This is a genomic window from Propionivibrio sp., assembly GCF_049316945.1.
Lineage (GTDB): Bacteria > Pseudomonadota > Gammaproteobacteria > Burkholderiales > Rhodocyclaceae > Propionivibrio.
Window position 1 is genome coordinate 19900 of record NZ_JBMOJE010000011.1, and the last position, 17658, is coordinate 37557.

The following is a 17658-nucleotide window of genomic DNA, read 5'->3' on the forward strand; positions in this document are numbered from 1 at the left end:
TCCCTATCTAAAAAAAGGCGGGGTGCCTGGCACCTCGCCTTTTTCTTGTTAGCAAGCGCCGCAGCAATGCAACGATCGCTGTGACTCTCCCTGCTTTAGAAATGCAACGGCCGTTTGTCGCAGGCCAGCGCGGCTTCGTGCACCACTTCCGACAGCGTCGGATGAGCGTGACAGATGCGGGCGAGGTCTTCGGAAGCGGCACCGAACTCCATCGCCACGACACCTTCGGAGATCAGTTCGGAAGCACTGGCGCCGATGATGTGCACGCCGAGGATGCGGTCGGTCTTGGCGCAAGCCAGCATCTTGACGAAACCGGTTGTTTCGCCCATGCCGAGTGCACGCCCATTGGCTGCGTAGGGAATCTTGCCAACCTTGTAGGCCACACCATCCGCCTTGAGTTGTTGCTCGGTCTTGCCGACCCAGGCGATTTCCGGGCTGGTGTAGAGCACCCAGGGAATGGTGTCGAAATTGCAATGACCCGACTGGCCGGCCATCAATTCGGCCACCATGACGCCCTCTTCCATCGCCTTGTGCGCCAGCATCGGTCCGGCAACGACATCGCCGACCGCCCACACGCCTACCAGATTGGTACGGCAGTGAGCATCAACAACGACACGACCGCGATCGTCAAGGGTAAGGCCGACCGCTTCAGGATTAAGGCCGTCGGTATTGGGAATGCGCCCAACCGAGACAATCAAGCGATCGGCATCAAGCTTCTGTGCCTTGCCATCCTTGTCGGCATAGGCAATGGAAACGCCCTTCTTAGATGTTTTAATCTCGCCGATTATCACGCCGAGTTGAATGTTCAAACCTTGCTTGGCAAATACTTTGGCAGCCTCCTTGGCAACATCGACGTCAGCCACTGAAAGGAATTCGGGCAAGGCTTCGAGAATGGTGACTTCAGAGCCAAGACGACGCCAGACACTGCCCATCTCCAGACCGATCACGCCCGCGCCAATGATCGCCAGCTGTTTCGGAACGGCATCAATATCAAGCGCACCCGCGTTGTCACAGATGATCTTGTTATCGACCGGAACGCCCGGCAGGTGACGCGCGCTGGAACCGGTGGCAACGATGACCTGCTTGGCTTCGACCACGGCTTCACCGACTTTGACTTGCCAGCCCCCTTCGCTCTTCGCAACAAAGGAACCGTGACCATTAAGCAGTGTGATCTTGTTCTTCTTGAACAAGCCCTTGATACCGCCGGTGAGCTGATTGACGATGGAGTTCTTGCGCCCGATCATCGTCGGCACATCGATCTTTGGCGTACCGACCGAGATACCCTGAGCGGCAAAGCTGTGACCCGCTTCTTCAAACAGGTGCGAGGTATGCAGCAACGCCTTGGATGGAATACAGCCAACGTTCAGACAGGTACCGCCCAGACGCGGCTCGCCCTTCGGATCGGCATAGGGATTAGATTCGCAACAGGCGACATTGAAGCCGAGTTGGGCAGCACGAATGGCTGCAACATAGCCGCCAGGACCACCACCGATAACGAGTAAATCAAATTGCTTGGACATTGTTAGCCTCTTTATACATGCCCCTGAGAAAATTCCCTTGGGGACAGAGCAAAAGAAAGCACAGAAGACACAGAGAAGAAATAATCTCCGTGTGCTCTCTGTGCCTCAGTGGTCTCTGTGGTCTCTGTGTTTGAATGCGGTTAATTGTTGATCAAACCCCGAGCAGCATGCGGGTGGGATCTTCCAGGGCTTCTTTCATCATCACCAGGCCGAGTACGGCTTCGCGACCATCGATGATGCGATGGTCGTAGGACATGGCCAGATAGTTGATCGGGCGCACGACAACCTGTCCGTTTTCGACAACAGCACGGTCCTTGGTGGCATGAATGCCAAGGATCGCCGACTGTGGCGGGTTGATGATCGGGGTAGACATCATCGAACCGAACACACCACCGTTGGAGATGGAGAAAGTGCCGCCGGTCAGGTCTTCCATCGACAGCTTGCCATCCTTGGCTTTCTGACCGAATTCGCCAATCTTTTTCTCGATGTCGGCAATGCTCATCTGGTCAGCATCGCGCAGGACCGGAACCACCAAGCCACGCGGGCTACCGACGGCAACGCCGATGTCAATGTAGCCGTGATAGACGATATCGGTGCCGTCAACTGAGGCGTTGATGATCGGGAACTTCTGCAGGGCTGCAACGGCCGCCTTGACGAAAAAGCCCATGAAACCGAGGCGGACGCCGTGAGCCTTTTCGAACTTGTCACCATACTGCTTGCGCAACGCCAATATCGGCGCCATGTTGACTTCGTTGAAGGTGGTCAGAATGGCGTTGGTCGATTGCGACTGAACCAGCCGTTCTGCCACGCGTGCACGCAAACGGGACATCGGCACGCGCTGTTCAGGACGATCACCGAGAGAAATTGACACACTAGGCGCAGCAGCCAGTGCAGAAACAGGCGCTGAAGATGGTGCTGATTTTGGCGCGGGTACGGCGGCGGTTTTGACCTGTGCGCCAATTGCGTCTTCCTTGGTTACACGGCCACCGCGACCGGTACCGGCCACATCAGCCGCAGCGATGCCTTTTTCGTCAAGAATCTTGCGCGCTGCCGGCATGGCTACCCCGGCAGCCGATGCACCACCACCAACAGCAGGCTGGGGTGCCGGACTTGGAGAGGATGCAGGCTGAGTTGCAGACGGGGCTGCTGCCGAGGCAGTAGCCTCGGTATCGATACGAGCGATCAACTCACCCGCTACGACGGTGTCACCATTTTGCCTGATGATTTCAACCAATACACCGCTAGCTGGGGCAGGTAGCTCAAGAACGACCTTGTCAGTTTCGATGTCAATCAGGTTTTCGTCTCTCGATATGGCCTCACCGGCCTTTTTATGCCATGTCACAAGGGTAGCTTCAGCGACGGATTCTGATAGCTGTGGAACGTTGACGTCGATGATCATGTTCACTCCGATTTAAGCAAATTTATACTGTGCGATTTCGCCCAGAGCGGACTCGATCAGCGCTTTTTGTTGTGCGTTATGCTTGCTGTAATAGCCAGCCGCTGGGGAAGGAGACGCCGGACGTGACACGAGCAACAGATGCTGTTTGCTATTGAACGAGCGGTCAAGATGCTGACGTGAGGCGATCCAGTACCAGGCTCCCTGATTACGGGGCTCTTCCTGACACCAGACGATTTCTGTGGCCTTCGGATACTTCGAGAGTTCGGCAGCAAACGATTCCTGCGGAAATGGATAGAACTGCTCAAGACGGGCAATCGCGATATCGGTAATATTTTTCTCGCGGCGAGCGGCCATGAGTTCGTAATAAACTTTGCCTGAACAGAAGATGACGCGTTTTACTTTCTTGACATCAATCGGGTCCACTTCGCCGATCACGCGCTGAAACTCGCCCTTGGAAAGTTCGTCCATGGTCGAAACAGCGTCCTTATGACGCAGAAGCGACTTCGGGGTAAAAACTATCAGCGGCTTGCGCTGCTTGCGAATAGCCTGACGGCGCAACATGTGGAAAACCTGTGCCGGCGTCGATGGCTGGCAAACTTCCATATTCATCTCGGCGCACAACTGCATGAAGCGTTCGATCCGCGCCGAGGAGTGTTCCGGCCCTTGGCCCTCGTAACCATGCGGCAGCAACATGACAAGGCCACAGGCACGACCCCATTTTGCTTCGCCAGAAGCGATAAACTGATCGATGACCACCTGAGCACCGTTGACGAAGTCGCCGAACTGGGCTTCCCAGACCACGAGTTCATAAGGATTCGAGGTGGAATAGCCATATTCAAAAGCCAACACGGCTTCTTCAGACAGTACAGAGTCAAAACATTGGAGCTTTTCCTGTTTCTCCTGCAGATTGGCCAAAGGATAATAGTCGCCCTCGTCCCAGTGCTCGCGGTTCTGATCGTGCAATACTGCGTGGCGGTGAAAGAAGGTGCTGCGACCCACGTCCTCGCCTGAAATGCGCACGCCATAGCCGGAGACCAGGAGCGACGCGTAGGCCAGATTCTCGGCCATACCCCAATCGAAGGGAACGCTGCCCTGCCCCATCAGACGCCGGTCATCAATGATTTTCTTGACCCGGCTGTGCAAGGTAAAATGCTCGGGAATTGAGGTCAGGCGCTCGGACAGCCGCTTTATTTCCTTGACCGGGACGGTGGTATCGCAGTTCTCGATATACTTCTTCGTCAGGAAGGGCGTCCAGTCGATCAGAATCGGATTGGTGTAGCCGGCAATTACCGGGTTGTACAACAACTCTCCGCGATCTAGATGGTCACGATAACTCTGGATCATTTCATCCGGCCCAACGTCCGAAAGTACGCCTTCGGCCACCAGTTTGTCGGCATAGAGCTTGCGAGTTCCCGGATGCGCCTGAATCTTCTTGTACATCAGCGGCTGGGTGACCATCGGCTCGTCTTGCTCGTTATGCCCAAGCTTGCGGAAGCAGACGATATCAATTACGACATCTTTCTTGAACTCTTGCCGGAACTCCATGGCCAACCGCGTAACCAGCGCCACGGCTTCGGGATCGTCGCCATTGACGTGGAAGATCGGCGCATCAGCCATCTTGAAGATATCGGTGCAATATAGCGAGGAGCGATAGTCGCGCGGGTCGGAAGTGGTGAAACCGATCTGGTTATTGACAACAATGTGCACCGTGCCGCCAGTACCGTAGCCACGGGTCTGAGCAAAGTTGATCATTTCCTGGTTGACGCCTTGTCCAGCCACGGCGGCATCGCCATGAATCAGAACCGGCAGAACCTTTTCATGGCTGTTTTCACCACGACGGCACTGGCGTGCGTAAACCGAACCGGCAACCACCGGATTAACAATTTCAAGGTGTGACGGATTGAAAGCCAGCGTTAAATGGCACACGCCTCCAGGAGTCGAAACGTCGGAGGAATAGCCCAAGTGGTATTTGACGTCTCCGGAGGTCAGATCCTGAGCCTTCTTGCCTTCAAACTCGTCGAACAGCATCGCTGGAACCTTGCCCAACGTGTTTACCAATACGTTGAGACGGCCACGGTGAGCCATGCCGACCATGATGTCATCGACACCGACGCCACCAGCAACACGAATCAATTCGTCCAAAGAAACTATCAGTGACTCGCCGCCTTCGAGCGAAAAACGCTTCTGGCCGACATAGCGGGTATGCAAGTAGCGTTCGAGAGTTTCAGCCGCTGTCAGGCGCTCAAGCAAGCGCAGCTTCTGAGCTGCGGTGTAGGTGCCCTTGCCATGGATCGGCTCGATGCGCGCCTGAACCCAGCGGCGCTCGGCGATATTGTTGATGTACATGTACTCAACACCGATCGAACTGCAATAGGTTTCCTTGATGGAATCAAGAATTTGCCCAAAGGAAGCACGCTCAGGGACGCCTCTGAACGAACCGGCGTTGAACGGCGTGTTTATATCGGCATCGGTGAGGCCGTAGTAAGCCGGCTCAAGTTGCTCCAGTTTAGGGCGCGTCAGACGCTTCAGCGGATCAAGGTTGGCCCAGCGTGATCCGACTGTCCGATAAGCGTTGATCATTTGCAGAACACTGACCTGCTTCTTGTCGTCAACGGGCCTGGACGCAGCGACGCGATAACCCCCTTTCTTCGCCTGTTCGGCGAAAGCGTTGACGACCGGCAAATGCGGAACATCGCGGGCGACGGCGCCAGGCAGTTGTGCCAGCTTGTCAAAATAATCGCGCCAGTCGCCAGGAACCGCGGCGGGATTATCGAGGTAGTTTTCGTAGAGTTCCTCTACGAATGGGGCATTCCCGCCGAAGAGGAGAGATGTTCCGAATAGCTGATTCATCATGGCAGTTATCTGTGCTCAGGGTTTCTGGGGCATGTAACGAAAAATTGGCCAGGAATAGCAATTTCCGGCCAAAAGAGGAAGGCGGCGAATTGCAACCGCCGCCTTCTTTTTCTTAACGCTTGTCGAGCGGCGGAACGTCGCGTGCAGGCGTTCCGATATAAAGCTGACGGGGCCGACCAATCTTGTATTCCGGATCGGCAATCATTTCCTCCCACTGCACCATCCAGCCAACAGTACGCGCCAGCGCAAAAATACAGGTGAACATCGAGGTCGGAATTCCGATGGCCTTCTGAACAATGCCCGAGTAGAAGTCAACGTTCGGATACAACTTCTTCTCGATGAAGTACTCGTCTTCCAGCGCGATCTTTTCCAGTTCCATGGCCAGTTTGAACAGACGGTCGTTCTCCAGACCCAGTTCCTTCAGAACGTCGGCACAGACCTTGCGCATCAGCGTCGCGCGCGGGTCGAAGTTCTTGTAGACACGGTGACCAAAGCCCATCAGCTTGAATGAGTCATCCTTGTCCTTGGCACGTTTGATGTACTCCGGAACGCGTGATACATCACCAATCTCTTCAAGCATATGGAGACAGGCCTCGTTGGCACCACCGTGCGCCGGGCCCCACAGACAACCGATACCTGCAGAAATACAGGCGTAAGGATTGGCGCCGGACGAACCCGCCAGACGGACGGTCGAGGTTGAGGCGTTTTGCTCGTGATCGGCATGAAGGGTGAAGATGGTGTCGAGAGCGTGCACCAGAACCGGATTGGGAACGTATTCTTCGCAGGGTGTACCAAACATCATGTGCATGAAGTTGGCTGTGTAACCAAGATCATTGCGCGGGTACATGAACGGCTGGCCGGTGGTGTACTTATAGGCGTAGGCAACAATCGTCGGCAATTTGGCGACAATGCGGTTGAAACTGATCGTGCGATGCTCGGCGTCGGAGAAGTCTTCAGCTTCATGATAGAACGCCGACAAGGCGCCAACAATACCGACCAGAACGGCCATTGGATGGGAGTCGCGTCGGAAGCCCTGATAGAACTTGACCATTTGCTCGTGCAGCATGGTGTGCTGTTTGATGGTTGCTTCGAAGGCTACTTTTTCCTTGGCATTTGGCAATTCGCTGTGCTTCAGCAGGTAAGCCACATCGAGAAAGTTGCAATTCTCCGCCAGTTGCTCGATCGGATAACCTCGATAAAGAAGTTCTCCCTTGTCACCATCAATAAAAGTGATTTTTGACCGGCAAGCGGCGGTGGACAAAAAGCCGGAGTCGTAGGTAAACATACCCGTCTTGCCACCCAGGGTTCTAATGTCAATACAGTCGTTACCAATAACAGGCGTCATGATCGGAAATTCGATGGGTGCCTGTCCATCGATAATCAATGTTGCCTTGCGTGCGGTCGTCATAAAAAATTCCCCGTTCTGGTTTTTGAAATCACATGATCCACGAGAAGTGCCAATTGTGAGGCACTTATCTTACTTTACTCTTACGTCCCGCAGCATGGCCACGACTTCGGACTGCAGCAAATTATCACATTCGCGTTTGCCGGTAATCAAAGGCCAAAGCTCAAGATCTTCCATATCAGCCAGTTCTACAAACACCGCGGCCTGCTCCGGAGTCAGACTTGAGAAATGCTTGTCGAGAAAGTCTCCCAACAGCAAATCCATCTCCAGCATGGCGCGGCGCGTACAACGCCAGCGCAAACGGTTCAATTCTGCGCTGGCCTCCATCAAATTGCTCGCCTGACCATCATTTCCTTGATCTTGCCGATGGCCTTGGTCGGATTCAACCCCTTGGGACAAACCTCGACACAATTCATGATGGTGTGACAACGGAACAGCCGATACGGATCTTCAAGGTCGTCAAGCCGCGCATTGGTCGCCTCATCGCGCGTATCGGCAATGAAGCGATAGGCGTTGAGCAGCCCCGCTGGGCCGACGAACTTATCCGGATTCCACCAGAAGGATGGGCAGGAAGTCGAGCAGCAGGCGCAGAGAATACACTCGTAAAGACCATTGAGTTCCTCCCTTTCATCAGGCGTCTGCAAACGCTCACGCTCAGGTGGTGGTGTATCGTTGATCAGGTAGGGCTTGATCGAGTGATACTGCTTGAAGAACTGCGTCATGTCGACGATCAGATCCCGAACAACAGGAAGACCCGGCAGGGGGCGCAAGACAACCGGCTGCTTGAGTTCGCCGATCTCGGTAAGACAGGCCAAGCCATTCCTGCCGTTGATGTTCATCGCATCGGAACCGCAAATTCCTTCACGACACGAACGGCGGTAAGAAAGCGAATCGTCTTTAGCCTTGATCTTGGTCAGGACATCGAGCAACTTGCGGTCGATAGCCGGATCAACCTCGACCGAAATGTCCTGCATGTACGGTGCATTATCCTTGTCCGGATCGTAGCGGTAAATCTTGAACTGCATGGTGGCCATAGTCATTGACTCCTGAGCGTGAAAGTACCGCGATTAGTAGGCACGCGTCTTGAGCGCGATGGTTTCGACGGAAAGCGGCTTGAGTATCACCGGCTTATAGCTCAGCTTGTTGCCTTCGCGATGCCACAAGGAGTGCTTGAGCCACAACTCGTCGTCCCGGCCATTGGGATTGGCTGCAGTATCCGGCGCATCGTCGCGCACATGAGCACCACGCGACTCCTTGCGAGCTTCCGCAGAAACCATGGTCGACTTGGCTACCTCGATCAGATTGTCAAGTTCAAGAGCTTCAACACGTGAAGTGTTCCAAGTGTTCGACTTGTCGCCAATCTCGGTCAGGTGCACACTTTTCTCGATCTCGCAAATTTTCCGTACGCCTTCTTCCAGCATGTCCTTGAAGCGGAAAACACCACAATGCTTCTGCATGGTGCGTTGCATTTCGAGACGTGTTTCGTTGACGCTGGCACCGGCCTTCTGGGTATTCAGCCGATTCAGACGAGCCAGTGTGGGTTCGGCAAAATTGGCAGGGAGTTCCTTCAGTGCATTGGGGCCAGCCTTGATAGCTTCGATGACCGAATCCCCGGAGGACTTCCCGAACACCAGCAGATCGAGCAGTGAGTTGGTACCCAGACGGTTGGCGCCATGCACTGAAGCACAGGCGCATTCGCCGGCAGCATAAAAGCCCTTGACGGTGCTGCCATCCTGGTTGACGACTTGCCCCTGATAGTTGGTTGGAATACCACCCATCTGGTAATGACAGGTCGGCACCACCGGAATCGGCGCCTTGATCGGGTCAATACCGGCAAACTGGATCGAGATCTCGCGGATACCGGGCAAGCGCTTCATGATTGTCGCCGGATCAAGGTGAGTAATATCCAGCAGCACGAAGTCCTTGTTCGGACCACAACCGCGACCTTCATTTATTTCAGTCACCATGGCACGCGAAACAACGTCGCGCGAAGCCAGATCCTTGGCGTTCGGCGCGTAACGCTCCATAAAGCGCTCGTTGTCCGAATTGCGCAGGATGCCGCCTTCGCCACGTACGCCTTCGGTAATCAGAACGCCCGCGCCGGCTACCCCGGTCGGGTGGAACTGCCAGAACTCCATGTCTTCGAGTGCAATACCTGCCCGAGCCGCCATGCCAAGACCATCACCGGTATTGATGAAGGCGTTGGTTGATGAGTAATAGATGCGTCCAGCACCGCCCGTAGCGAAGATGGTAGCCTTGGAGTGAAAGGCGACGATTTCGCCGGTTTCCATTTCCAGTGCGATAACGCCGAGTACTTGGCCTTCAGCGTCACGAATCAGATCCAGTGCCATCCATTCAACGAAAAACTGGGTCTTGGCACGCACGTTGCGCTGATAGAGCGCATGCAGCATCGCGTGGCCAGTCCGGTCGGCTGCCGCGCAGGCGCGACGTACCGGCTTTTCGCCAAAATTGGACATGTGCCCACCGAAAGGACGCTGATAAATCTTGCCCTCGTCAGTCCGGTCAAATGGCATGCCAAAGTGCTCAAGCTCGACAACCGCCTCTGGCGCCTTGCGGCACATGAATTCGATGGCATCCTGGTCACCAAGCCAGTCAGACCCCTTGACGGTGTCGTACATGTGCCAGTGCCAATGATCTTCCTCGGAGTTGCCAAGCGAAGCGGAAACACCACCCTGCGCCGCAACAGTGTGCGAACGCGTAGGAAAAACCTTGGACAGAACAGCGGTTTTCAGGCCGGCTTCAGAAAGCTGAATGGCGGCGCGTAGACCAGCACCACCTGCTCCGACGATAACAGCGTCGAATTTACGAACGGGAATAGATATCTTGCTCACTTAAACTCTCTCCACAGATCCACAGAATACAGAATCTGCACCGCCCAGCCGGCGTAACCGACCAGCGCCGCAGCGGTTGCAATCATCAGGAGAAGACGCAAGCCGTCCGGCTTGATGTAGTCCATCCAGATATCCCGAATACCGATCCAGGCATGATAAAAGAGGCTCAAGAAAAACAGGAAAGTTGCGAATTTCATGAAGCCAGTGGCAAAAATTCTACTCCAGGCTTCAAAGGAATTCGGACCGACCACGAGAACGTCAACAAAGAATATGACCGAATAGAGCGCCATGATGATGGCCGTCGCACGCTGGATGACCCAGTCCTTGAGACCATAATGCGCCCCGACAAGAATTCGATTTACCATAGCACCTTCACTCCGATAAACAGGGTCAGGGCGATACTCACCGCAAAGACAATCTTGCTGGAAAAGCGCGCCGATTCGAGTTCAATTCCCTTGTGCAGATCCAGCAGAAGATAGCGGATTCCAGCACAGAAATGATGTAAGTAGAGCCAGATCAATCCCAAAAAAATGAGTTTGACCAATGGATTGGCAGCAATGCTCTTGAACATCGAAAAAGTTTCGGGAGAACTGAGACTGCTTTGCAACAACCAGAGAAGAACCGGCAGAAGCAGGAATATCACTGCGCCGCTGACACGGTGAACGATCGACAGAATACCCGGCAAAGGTAATCGAATCGTCATGAGATCAAGGTTTTTCGGTCGTTTCTTTTTGATAGTCATTTCTGCCATGGACATCATCCCCATAAATAAGCGGCCTAAAAGCGACCGCGTATACCTTCATTAATACGAAAAGTTCCAGCTATGATATAGCTTTCCTTTCCTCCGCAAAACCCTACTTTTCTGGGTACTACCCTAGTTCATTGTGATAATAAAAATTCTCTGTCGAATAAAACCCTCTGCGCCATTCCACAGGTTTGTTGTCATAGGTAAAAGTGACGCGTTCGACAAGAAGCAACGGACTCCCCTCGGCCACCTGCAACAATTCTGCACTGACCCTGTCGGCAGAAACGGCGCGCAAGCGCTCGTCTGCACGGATTATACGTACACCATAACGACTCTCGAAGAGACTGTATAGAGACAACTCGTCGGATTTGAGGACATCCAGCGTCAGATCGGGAAACAATTCGCCGGGAAGATAGATTTCATCAAAAACGGCGGGCTCATTGCCAAACCGCAACAGTCGGCGAACAATGATGATCGGTGCAGCCGGCTCAATAGCAAGGGTGCGAGCGACATCCGCGCCGGCCTTCGCACGCCAGCATTCCAGGGGGATGCTCTTCAAGGTGTGCAGATCGGCCTCATCGGAAGCCAGGCGAAGGAAACGGAAAAAAGAACGCGGGTCATTGTGCGTGGCAACAAATGTTCCCTTGCCTTGCCGGCGCACCAGCAAATTCTCGGCCGCCATTTCGTCGATCGCTTTGCGCACTGTACCCTGACTCACGCCAAAGCGATCCGCAAGTTCGGATTCGCTGGGAATGACATTGCCCGGACCCCATTCTCCAGATTCAAGGCTTCTCGTAATCAGTTCCCTGATCTGTCGATACAGCGGACTGAAGGTCGGTGAATGGATGGTCGTTGGCCGGTTCATGGAGCATGAATTTCAGCACAAATTCTGCTTTTCGTCCATCCTATTATTAATATCTTATATATGACACAGGATGCTTAAGGCAGCAATTGACACCAGTGGACATTCGCTCTTATGATCCTTCTCTGTTTTTACTCACCTCAAACAAACCAGTTTCGGACAATGCAACAGTCGTTTTCTGGTTTTTTCTAGTTCATCGTTTTCCACAGGAGCCGCACCATGTCTAAAGCCCCAATTCGTGTCGCTGTTACCGGCGCTGCCGGCCAAATCGGTTATAGCCTGCTCTTCCGCATCGCCTCCGGCGAAATGCTCGGAAAAGACCAGCCGGTCATTCTCCAGCTTCTCGACCTGCCGCAAGCCCAGAAGGCCTGCCAGGGCGTCATGATGGAACTCGACGACTGCGCCTTCCCGCTACTCGCCGGCTCGATGGCCACCGATGATCCGAGCGTCGCCTTCAAGGATGCTGATGTCTGCCTGCTGGTCGGCGCCCGTCCGCGTGGCCCCGGCATGGAGCGTGCTGATCTGTTGTCCGCCAACGGCGCCATCTTTACCGTTCAGGGCAAGGCCATTGCCGAGAACGCCAAGGAAGATGTCAAGGTTCTGGTCGTCGGCAACCCCTGCAACACCAATGCGCTGATCGCCGGCTCTGCGGCAAAGAAAGTTGGCCGTACCAACCCGGCCAACTACCACGCCATGCTGCGTCTTGATTACAACCGCGCCGTCCTGCAGCTCGCCGTCAAGAGCAAGCGCCCGGTCTCCAGCTTCAAGAATCTCGTCGTCTGGGGCAACCATTCCCCGACCATGTATGCCGACTATCGCAACAGCACATCGAACGGCGACAATGTCAAGACGCTGATCAACGACCCCGCCTGGAACAACGACGTTTTCCTGCCAACCGTCGGCAAGCGTGGCGCGGCCATCATCGACGCACGCGGTCTCTCATCAGCCGCTTCCGCTGCCAACGCCGCCATCGACCACGTTCATGACTGGTTCCTCGGTGCTGCTGACTGGGTCACCATGGGCGTTCCGAGTGATGGTTCCTACGGCATCCCCGCTGGCATCGTGTTTGGCTTCCCCTGCGAGTGCAAGGGCGGCTCGTACAAGATCGTTCAGGGCATTGAAATCGATGAGTACTCGCGCGCGAAGATGAACATCACCCTCAAGGAACTGACCGACGAGGCTGAAGCAGTCAAGGGTATGCTCTAAGCAGAAGGTTGCATCTCCAAAAAACCGCAGCGAGTCTGCGGTTTTTTTTCGTCTTGATTTCCACCCCGTCGCTGTAGAATTGCTCATTGCATCCAATTCGGAAAACCGCCACGGTCGCATTGCCGTGCGCATCCACGACATCACCCTTGATTACTGGCAACAGTATCTCGAAATCATCGTATCCCTAACCGGGATACGCCTGCCCTTCATCACCCTGCCCAAAGCACGCGGCACGAATGAGCCTTTCAGCCGCTGCTCGGCAACGTTTTTTTGATTGATCTGATGAGCATTCAGGAATTGACGCAAGCCTTGCTGAAGTTTCGCGACGAGCGGAACTGGGCGCAATTTCACACCCTGCGCAACCTGATCGTTTCGCTCAATCTGGAAGCGGCTGAATTGCTCGAACTGACGCAATGGAAAAGCGAGGAGGAAATGTCAGCCTTGTTTAACGAGGAAGGTACACAGGAAGCGCTTCGTGACGAGTGCGCCGATGTGCTGCTCTATCTGCTGCTCATCGCCGACAAAGCCGGAATAGATTTGCTGGAAGCGGCCCGTAGCAAGCTCGAAAAAAACGCCGTAAAATATCCGGTTGAGAAGGCCTATGGCTCAAGCCGGAAGTATACGCAACTTGAGGATTGAAGCGCCTTGATAAATGCAACAAACCCACCGGGGTACTAGCCCTCCAGTTGCTCCAGCTTATAGCCAGCGCCTGAATCCATCCCGAGCACGTCCACCAGGTACGGCATCACTTCAGCAAGCGTGCCGTGCAGCGTCCAAGGCGGATTGATGATGAACATTCCGCTTCCATGCATCCCGAAGCCATCCTTGGTCGGTTCGTTGACGCGCAAGGCCACATGAAGCCAACTCTTGACCGGAAGACGCTTTAAACGCTGCGGCAATTCATGGGCGTCCAGGCGGGTAAGTTGCGGATACCACAGCGCATAGGTTCCACCGGGGAAACGCGATAACGACTCTTTCAGCACATGAAAAACCCGCTCGTAGTCCTGCTTGTCTTCGTAGGAAGGATCGATCAGAACCAGGGCACGACGTGACGGTGGCGGCAACAGCGCCTTGAGTCCGGCAAAACCGTCCGTCGGTTCCACAATCACCTGTTTTCCGGCGTCCAGAAAGTTTTCCTGCAACAGGCGCGCGTCCTTGCTGTGCAATTCAAAAAGGCGCAATCGATCTTGCTCACGCATCGTCCACAAGGCGAAATATGGCGAACCCGGGTAGGCCCGCAAGCGACGATCAGGATTGATCTTGCGCACCAGTTCCACATATTCGGCCAGTGGTGCCGGCAGGTCATTGCGCCCCCACAAGCGACCGATCCCTTCCTTGTACTCGGCGAGCTTGACCGCATAACCGGAATCCAGCGCATAGGCACCGGCCCCAGCGTGCGTGTCGACGTACCAGAACGGCTTGTCTTTTTGACCGAGATATCGCGTCAGTTGGACAAGGACAAGATGCTTGAGGACGTCGGCGTGGTTGCCGGCATGAAAGGCATGACGATAGCTGAGCATGGGCGAGATTGCCTGCGATGGCGACTGGGGAAACGATTGAATGCCGGGCGACGGCAATAAGTCCGTCAGGCAAACAGGTACACCGGCCTAACGGGCATGGCTATACAAGGCGCCCCAAATTATGAAAGCCCTGCCCGTTTCCCTCACCCCCGACCCCTCTCCCAGAGGGCGAGGGGAGGTTCGAGAGTCGCTAGCGCGACTTTCACGCTAACAACAGCGCCGGGTACTATTCCTGTACTTGTCGATCAGTTTCCAGCGCTAGCCGGATCGGCATCCGACGGCACCCCGGCTTCAGAGGAAGCCTCGTTAATATCGCCATCAGCGGGGGTTTTCTCCGCAAGTTTACGCAGGCGCTTTTCTTCCTGCTTTCTCTTCTTTTCCAGATCTCTCTGACGTTTTTCAAACGAGTAATTTGGTTTTGCCAAAACAATGTCCCTGATCGGCACAGAAGCCGAATGAAGCGCTACGAAAAAAATGACCAAGTCCAGAGTCGCCCGTAACCAGCACCAGCGACACCAGAACCTGAGTTTGCAAAATCAATCAGTAGCGATTTCCACCACCACCACCGCCACCTGAACCGCCACGACCGGATCCGTAGGGACCACGCGCGCCACCGCCGCCGCCTCCGGGGCCGCGACGAGCACCGCCACCGCCACCACCACCACCGCTACGCGGCTCCTGCGGCCGGGCTTCGTTGACCGTCAAGGCACGACCGTCGATGCTCTTGCCGTTGAGTGCGGCAATCGCGGCCTGAGCCTCTTGATCCGAACCCATTTCGACAAAGCCGAAACCTTTTGATCGTTGCGTTTCACGGTCTGTAATTACCTGAACTGAAGTCACCGTACCGTGCGCGGCAAACATCTGCTCCAGATCGTTCTTGTTGATGTCGTAGCTTAGATTGCCGACGTATAGCTTCGTGCCCAATTGAGAACTCCCAGGTTAATACGTTGAGGAAACTGCTGTGCAACAATAGCAAGGCCGGACGCCGGAGTCTAATAAAAATTGCATACGCAAAAAGCAGTCGCTACCCCGGAAGAGCGATCCTGTTGTCCGTACTGAACTGATAATCGCGGAAAACATGCTCGGCGCTGAGCAACTGATAGCTGCCATCATCGAGTTTACGTGTCGTATCCTTGAGGCGATAGGTGTAATGGCCACAGGTCCACAGATCGAAGTTGCGCATCTGCGTACACAGGCAAGTCTTGTCCTTCACCGAAATACGCTTCACTCCCGGATGGGCGGCGACTTCCCGATTATAGGCGGCGATGTAGGAGCAATTGCCGGTGCTGTCGAGCAGATAGCCGTAGGCTTCGCAGTTGGGGCGGATGCCGTCGCCAATCGCCGGACTGTTGGTCAGCATGCGCATCGGATAACCGGTAGGTGAAATCTGGTTGACCTCGATCTGATCTTCACTGGCCTTGAAATAAAGCTGTTGCACATCTTCGGGCAACCCGCATTCCTTGGCGACGGTAAAGCGCGTTGCCACTTGTACCGCAGCAGCGCCGTTTTCGAGAAAGGCCACCGCATCGCTGCCGGTAAACACTCCGCCAGCCGGAATCAGCGGAATATCGAGTTCTTGAGCCAGCAAAAACTGGCGAATCTCGGCAACGATGGTCGCCAGATCATACTCGGCCCAGTCCATGCCAAAACCCAGATGGCCGCCGGCCAATGGCCCTTCGACCACCACGTAATCGGGCAAGCGATTGGTGCGTGCCGTTTTGCGCAGAAAGAGTTGCAAAGCACGCAAGGATGAAACGATGATGCCCAGCTTGGCATCGCGAAAACGCGGGTGATCCTCGATCAGCGCAAAGGAGCCGAGATGAAGTCCGGCGGCCAGTGTGATGCCGTCGATACCGGCATCCAGCGCTTCGCGCATGCGAACACGCAAGGTCTCCCTGGGCGCGTTCATGGTCAATTTCTCCATGCAGTTGACAAAGATGAGGCCGTCGCCGCGCTTGGCTTCCATCGTCTTGCCGACGTGCATTCTCGTCGCTTCGGCCAGTTGACCGAGATCGAACTGAACCACGGACTTGTCCGAATTGGCAACGTTGAACTTGTACTGCTTGAGTTTATCCTTGACGAACTTGGCATTGAATCGCCGGTCGGCAACGGTGTTGACCATGGCGTCGGAGATGTGGCCGACCCCGCCTAAACGAGCCGCCTCAAGTGCCAATTCGGCCGTTGAAATGTCCACCCCCATGCCACCAATAATGATCGGCACAAACTCCTGCTTTCCGAACTTCAAACGGAAATCATCAACACACTTCATCTATGTCCTTCCAGAACCCGAACAGGCAGTTTTCACCGCAACGACAGGCCTTCAAAAACTACACGAGGCAATATTATCGCTCATCCGGACACCAATTTGCTTGTCGGACAATTCAAAACATTGACTCATTTACTCGGATGTCTTTCATTTGTCCGAATACGACCGCCTTTGTTCGCGGCGTGTATTATCGTCCGCATCAGAAATTCGAACCAGGAGTACGCCATGTCCGACTGCAGCGAACACGAAAACACATCACTCCCATCATCCGGCATTGGCATTCCGCGCCTGAACAATTTTGACGCACCGGCTTTCGAACAGGCGGTCAGCGACATGCTCAAGGCATGCGGTATCGCGCCGGACGTCGAACATATGGGCAGAACCGCGCAACGCGTGCGCGAACTGTGGCAAAAACGCCTGCTTGGCGGCTATGACCTCGACCCGGCCAGCGCGCTGGGCGAGGGGTTTGCCGACCATCGCCGTGACATGGTAGTGGTCCGTGGCATTGCCGTGCATGGTGTCTGCCCGCACCATCTGGTGCCCTTTCGGGGGATCGCCCATGTCGCTTATCTTCCTGGAGGTCGTCTGCACGGATTTGGCCGGATCGCCCGCCTGGTCGACGCCATCGGCCACCGCTTTACCTACCAGGAATGGATGACTCGGGATGTTGCCGAAGCGTTGATGCAGCATGGCATGGCCCGCGGCGCCGCCTGCGTGGTTGAGGCCGAGCAATTGTGCCTGCTGCTTGGCGAAGACCGGCGCGGTGACGAACGCGTCATCACCCAGTCCTTCACTGGGGAGTTCGAAACATCGGATCAGCTCCGCAACGAATTTCTGCGCGCCATTGGCAGCGTTCGCCGCAACGACTGAACCTTAAAACCTCAGTTTAACCACGGCGAACACGGCGGGCACAGCGAAAAGCCTCAGTTTTTTAGGATTTCATGGCTCACCCAAAGGGTGAATTATGAAAATATTGCAAGTCATTGATTTCCCGTTGTGTTCGCCGTGTTCGCTGTGGTCAACTGCCTTT

18 protein-coding genes are annotated in these 17658 nt (G+C 54.9%); 4 read left to right on the forward strand and 14 right to left on the reverse strand.

Annotated elements, in window-relative coordinates; genetic code table 11:
* Positions 1–95: 95 nt before the first annotated feature.
* The 10 genes from lpdA to ACOYNV_RS04355 all read right to left on the reverse strand — a co-directional run bounded on the left by lpdA (position 96) and on the right by ACOYNV_RS04355 (position 11639).
* Positions 96–1520 (reverse strand): dihydrolipoyl dehydrogenase, encoded by a 1425-nt coding sequence (gene lpdA, locus ACOYNV_RS04310; RefSeq protein ID WP_422898511.1) that lies wholly within the window; start codon positions 1518–1520, stop codon positions 96–98.
* A gap of 151 nt (positions 1521–1671) precedes the next feature.
* Positions 1672–2919, reverse strand: a complete 1248-nt coding sequence (gene odhB / locus ACOYNV_RS04315; RefSeq protein WP_422898512.1) for a 2-oxoglutarate dehydrogenase complex dihydrolipoyllysine-residue succinyltransferase — start codon at positions 2917–2919, stop codon at positions 1672–1674.
* Positions 2920–2931: 12 nt separating this feature from the next.
* Positions 2932–5772 carry a 2-oxoglutarate dehydrogenase E1 component gene (locus tag ACOYNV_RS04320; protein ID WP_422898513.1) on the reverse strand — a complete coding sequence of 947 codons (2841 nt, stop codon included), beginning with the start codon at positions 5770–5772 and terminating at the stop codon, positions 2932–2934.
* A 112-nt stretch (positions 5773–5884) separates the two neighbouring features.
* Positions 5885–7180: a citrate synthase gene (gltA, locus tag ACOYNV_RS04325; protein WP_422898514.1), complete on the reverse strand. Its 1296-nt coding sequence runs from the start codon at positions 7178–7180 to the stop codon at positions 5885–5887.
* Between the two features lie 69 nt (positions 7181–7249).
* Complete coding sequence (locus ACOYNV_RS04330; protein ID WP_422898515.1) at positions 7250–7504, reverse strand: succinate dehydrogenase assembly factor 2; 255 nt, start codon at positions 7502–7504, stop codon at positions 7250–7252.
* Complete coding sequence (locus ACOYNV_RS04335) at positions 7504–8217, reverse strand: succinate dehydrogenase iron-sulfur subunit (protein ID WP_422898516.1); 714 nt, start codon at positions 8215–8217, stop codon at positions 7504–7506. The genes ACOYNV_RS04330 and ACOYNV_RS04335 overlap by 1 nt, the downstream gene beginning before the upstream one ends.
* 27 nt (positions 8218–8244) lie before the next feature.
* Positions 8245–10020 (reverse strand): succinate dehydrogenase flavoprotein subunit, encoded by a 1776-nt coding sequence (sdhA, locus tag ACOYNV_RS04340; RefSeq protein ID WP_422898558.1) that lies wholly within the window; start codon positions 10018–10020, stop codon positions 8245–8247.
* 5 nt (positions 10021–10025) lie between these two features.
* Positions 10026–10394 (reverse strand): succinate dehydrogenase, hydrophobic membrane anchor protein, encoded by a 369-nt coding sequence (gene sdhD / locus ACOYNV_RS04345; protein WP_422898517.1) that lies wholly within the window; start codon positions 10392–10394, stop codon positions 10026–10028.
* Positions 10388–10780, reverse strand: coding sequence for a succinate dehydrogenase, cytochrome b556 subunit (sdhC, locus tag ACOYNV_RS04350; protein WP_422898559.1), 393 nt, complete (start codon positions 10778–10780; stop codon positions 10388–10390). Before sdhC ends, sdhD begins: the two co-directional genes overlap by 7 nt.
* 118 nt (positions 10781–10898) lie before the next feature.
* Complete coding sequence (locus tag ACOYNV_RS04355) at positions 10899–11639, reverse strand: GntR family transcriptional regulator (protein WP_422898518.1); 741 nt, start codon at positions 11637–11639, stop codon at positions 10899–10901.
* A gap of 216 nt (positions 11640–11855) precedes the next feature.
* Between ACOYNV_RS04355 and ACOYNV_RS04360 the strand changes: the two genes are divergently transcribed.
* The 3 genes from ACOYNV_RS04360 to ACOYNV_RS04370 all read left to right on the forward strand — a co-directional run bounded on the left by ACOYNV_RS04360 (position 11856) and on the right by ACOYNV_RS04370 (position 13481).
* The gene (locus tag ACOYNV_RS04360) at positions 11856–12842 is read left to right on the forward strand and encodes a malate dehydrogenase (protein WP_422898519.1); all 987 of its coding nucleotides are present in this window, start codon (positions 11856–11858) and stop codon (positions 12840–12842) included.
* Positions 12843–12921: 79 nt separating this feature from the next.
* Positions 12922–13116, forward strand: coding sequence for a hypothetical protein (locus tag ACOYNV_RS04365; protein ID WP_422898520.1), 195 nt, complete (start codon positions 12922–12924; stop codon positions 13114–13116).
* Positions 13117–13124: 8 nt separating this feature from the next.
* Positions 13125–13481 (forward strand): nucleotide pyrophosphohydrolase, encoded by a 357-nt coding sequence (locus tag ACOYNV_RS04370; protein WP_422898521.1) that lies wholly within the window; start codon positions 13125–13127, stop codon positions 13479–13481.
* 35 nt (positions 13482–13516) lie between these two features.
* Here ACOYNV_RS04370 and ACOYNV_RS04375 read toward each other — a convergent pair whose 3' ends face one another.
* The 4 genes from ACOYNV_RS04375 to ACOYNV_RS04390 all read right to left on the reverse strand — a co-directional run bounded on the left by ACOYNV_RS04375 (position 13517) and on the right by ACOYNV_RS04390 (position 16631).
* Complete coding sequence (locus ACOYNV_RS04375) at positions 13517–14362, reverse strand: 23S rRNA (adenine(2030)-N(6))-methyltransferase RlmJ (protein ID WP_422898522.1); 846 nt, start codon at positions 14360–14362, stop codon at positions 13517–13519.
* Between the two features lie 245 nt (positions 14363–14607).
* Positions 14608–14844, reverse strand: a complete 237-nt coding sequence (locus ACOYNV_RS04380) for a hypothetical protein (protein WP_422898523.1) — start codon at positions 14842–14844, stop codon at positions 14608–14610.
* A gap of 58 nt (positions 14845–14902) precedes the next feature.
* Entirely contained in the window at positions 14903–15286 is a 384-nt protein-coding gene (locus ACOYNV_RS04385; protein WP_422898524.1) for an RNA recognition motif domain-containing protein, read from the reverse strand.
* Positions 15287–15386: 100 nt separating this feature from the next.
* The gene (locus ACOYNV_RS04390) at positions 15387–16631 is read right to left on the reverse strand and encodes a nitronate monooxygenase (protein ID WP_422898525.1); all 1245 of its coding nucleotides are present in this window, start codon (positions 16629–16631) and stop codon (positions 15387–15389) included.
* A 222-nt stretch (positions 16632–16853) separates the two neighbouring features.
* On the opposite strand from ACOYNV_RS04390, the gene folE reads away from it, so the two are divergent.
* Positions 16854–17498, forward strand: coding sequence for a GTP cyclohydrolase I FolE (gene folE / locus ACOYNV_RS04395; protein ID WP_422898526.1), 645 nt, complete (start codon positions 16854–16856; stop codon positions 17496–17498).
* Positions 17499–17658 lie beyond the last annotated feature (160 nt).

Bases quoted from the DNA above. Each gene is read 5' to 3' on its own strand.
- lpdA (WP_422898511.1), bottom strand. From the start codon at position 1,520: ATGTCCAAGCAATTTGATTTACTCGTTATCGGTGGTGGTCCTGGCGGC.
- odhB (WP_422898512.1), bottom strand. From the start codon at position 2,919: ATGATCATCGACGTCAACGTTCCACAGCTATCAGAATCCGTCGCTGAA.
- ACOYNV_RS04320 (WP_422898513.1), bottom strand. From the start codon at position 5,772: ATGATGAATCAGCTATTCGGAACATCTCTCCTCTTCGGCGGGAATGCC.
- gltA (WP_422898514.1), bottom strand. From the start codon at position 7,180: ATGACGACCGCACGCAAGGCAACATTGATTATCGATGGACAGGCACCC.
- ACOYNV_RS04330 (WP_422898515.1), bottom strand. From the start codon at position 7,504: ATGGAGGCCAGCGCAGAATTGAACCGTTTGCGCTGGCGTTGTACGCGC.
- ACOYNV_RS04335 (WP_422898516.1), bottom strand. From the start codon at position 8,217: ATGACTATGGCCACCATGCAGTTCAAGATTTACCGCTACGATCCGGAC.
- sdhD (WP_422898517.1), bottom strand. From the start codon at position 10,394: ATGGTAAATCGAATTCTTGTCGGGGCGCATTATGGTCTCAAGGACTGG.
- sdhC (WP_422898559.1), bottom strand. From the start codon at position 10,780: ATGGCAGAAATGACTATCAAAAAGAAACGACCGAAAAACCTTGATCTC.
- ACOYNV_RS04355 (WP_422898518.1), bottom strand. From the start codon at position 11,639: ATGAACCGGCCAACGACCATCCATTCACCGACCTTCAGTCCGCTGTAT.
- ACOYNV_RS04360 (WP_422898519.1), top strand. From the start codon at position 11,856: ATGTCTAAAGCCCCAATTCGTGTCGCTGTTACCGGCGCTGCCGGCCAA.
- ACOYNV_RS04370 (WP_422898521.1), top strand. From the start codon at position 13,125: ATGAGCATTCAGGAATTGACGCAAGCCTTGCTGAAGTTTCGCGACGAG.
- ACOYNV_RS04375 (WP_422898522.1), bottom strand. From the start codon at position 14,362: ATGCTCAGCTATCGTCATGCCTTTCATGCCGGCAACCACGCCGACGTC.
- ACOYNV_RS04390 (WP_422898525.1), bottom strand. From the start codon at position 16,631: ATGAAGTGTGTTGATGATTTCCGTTTGAAGTTCGGAAAGCAGGAGTTT.
- folE (WP_422898526.1), top strand. From the start codon at position 16,854: ATGTCCGACTGCAGCGAACACGAAAACACATCACTCCCATCATCCGGC.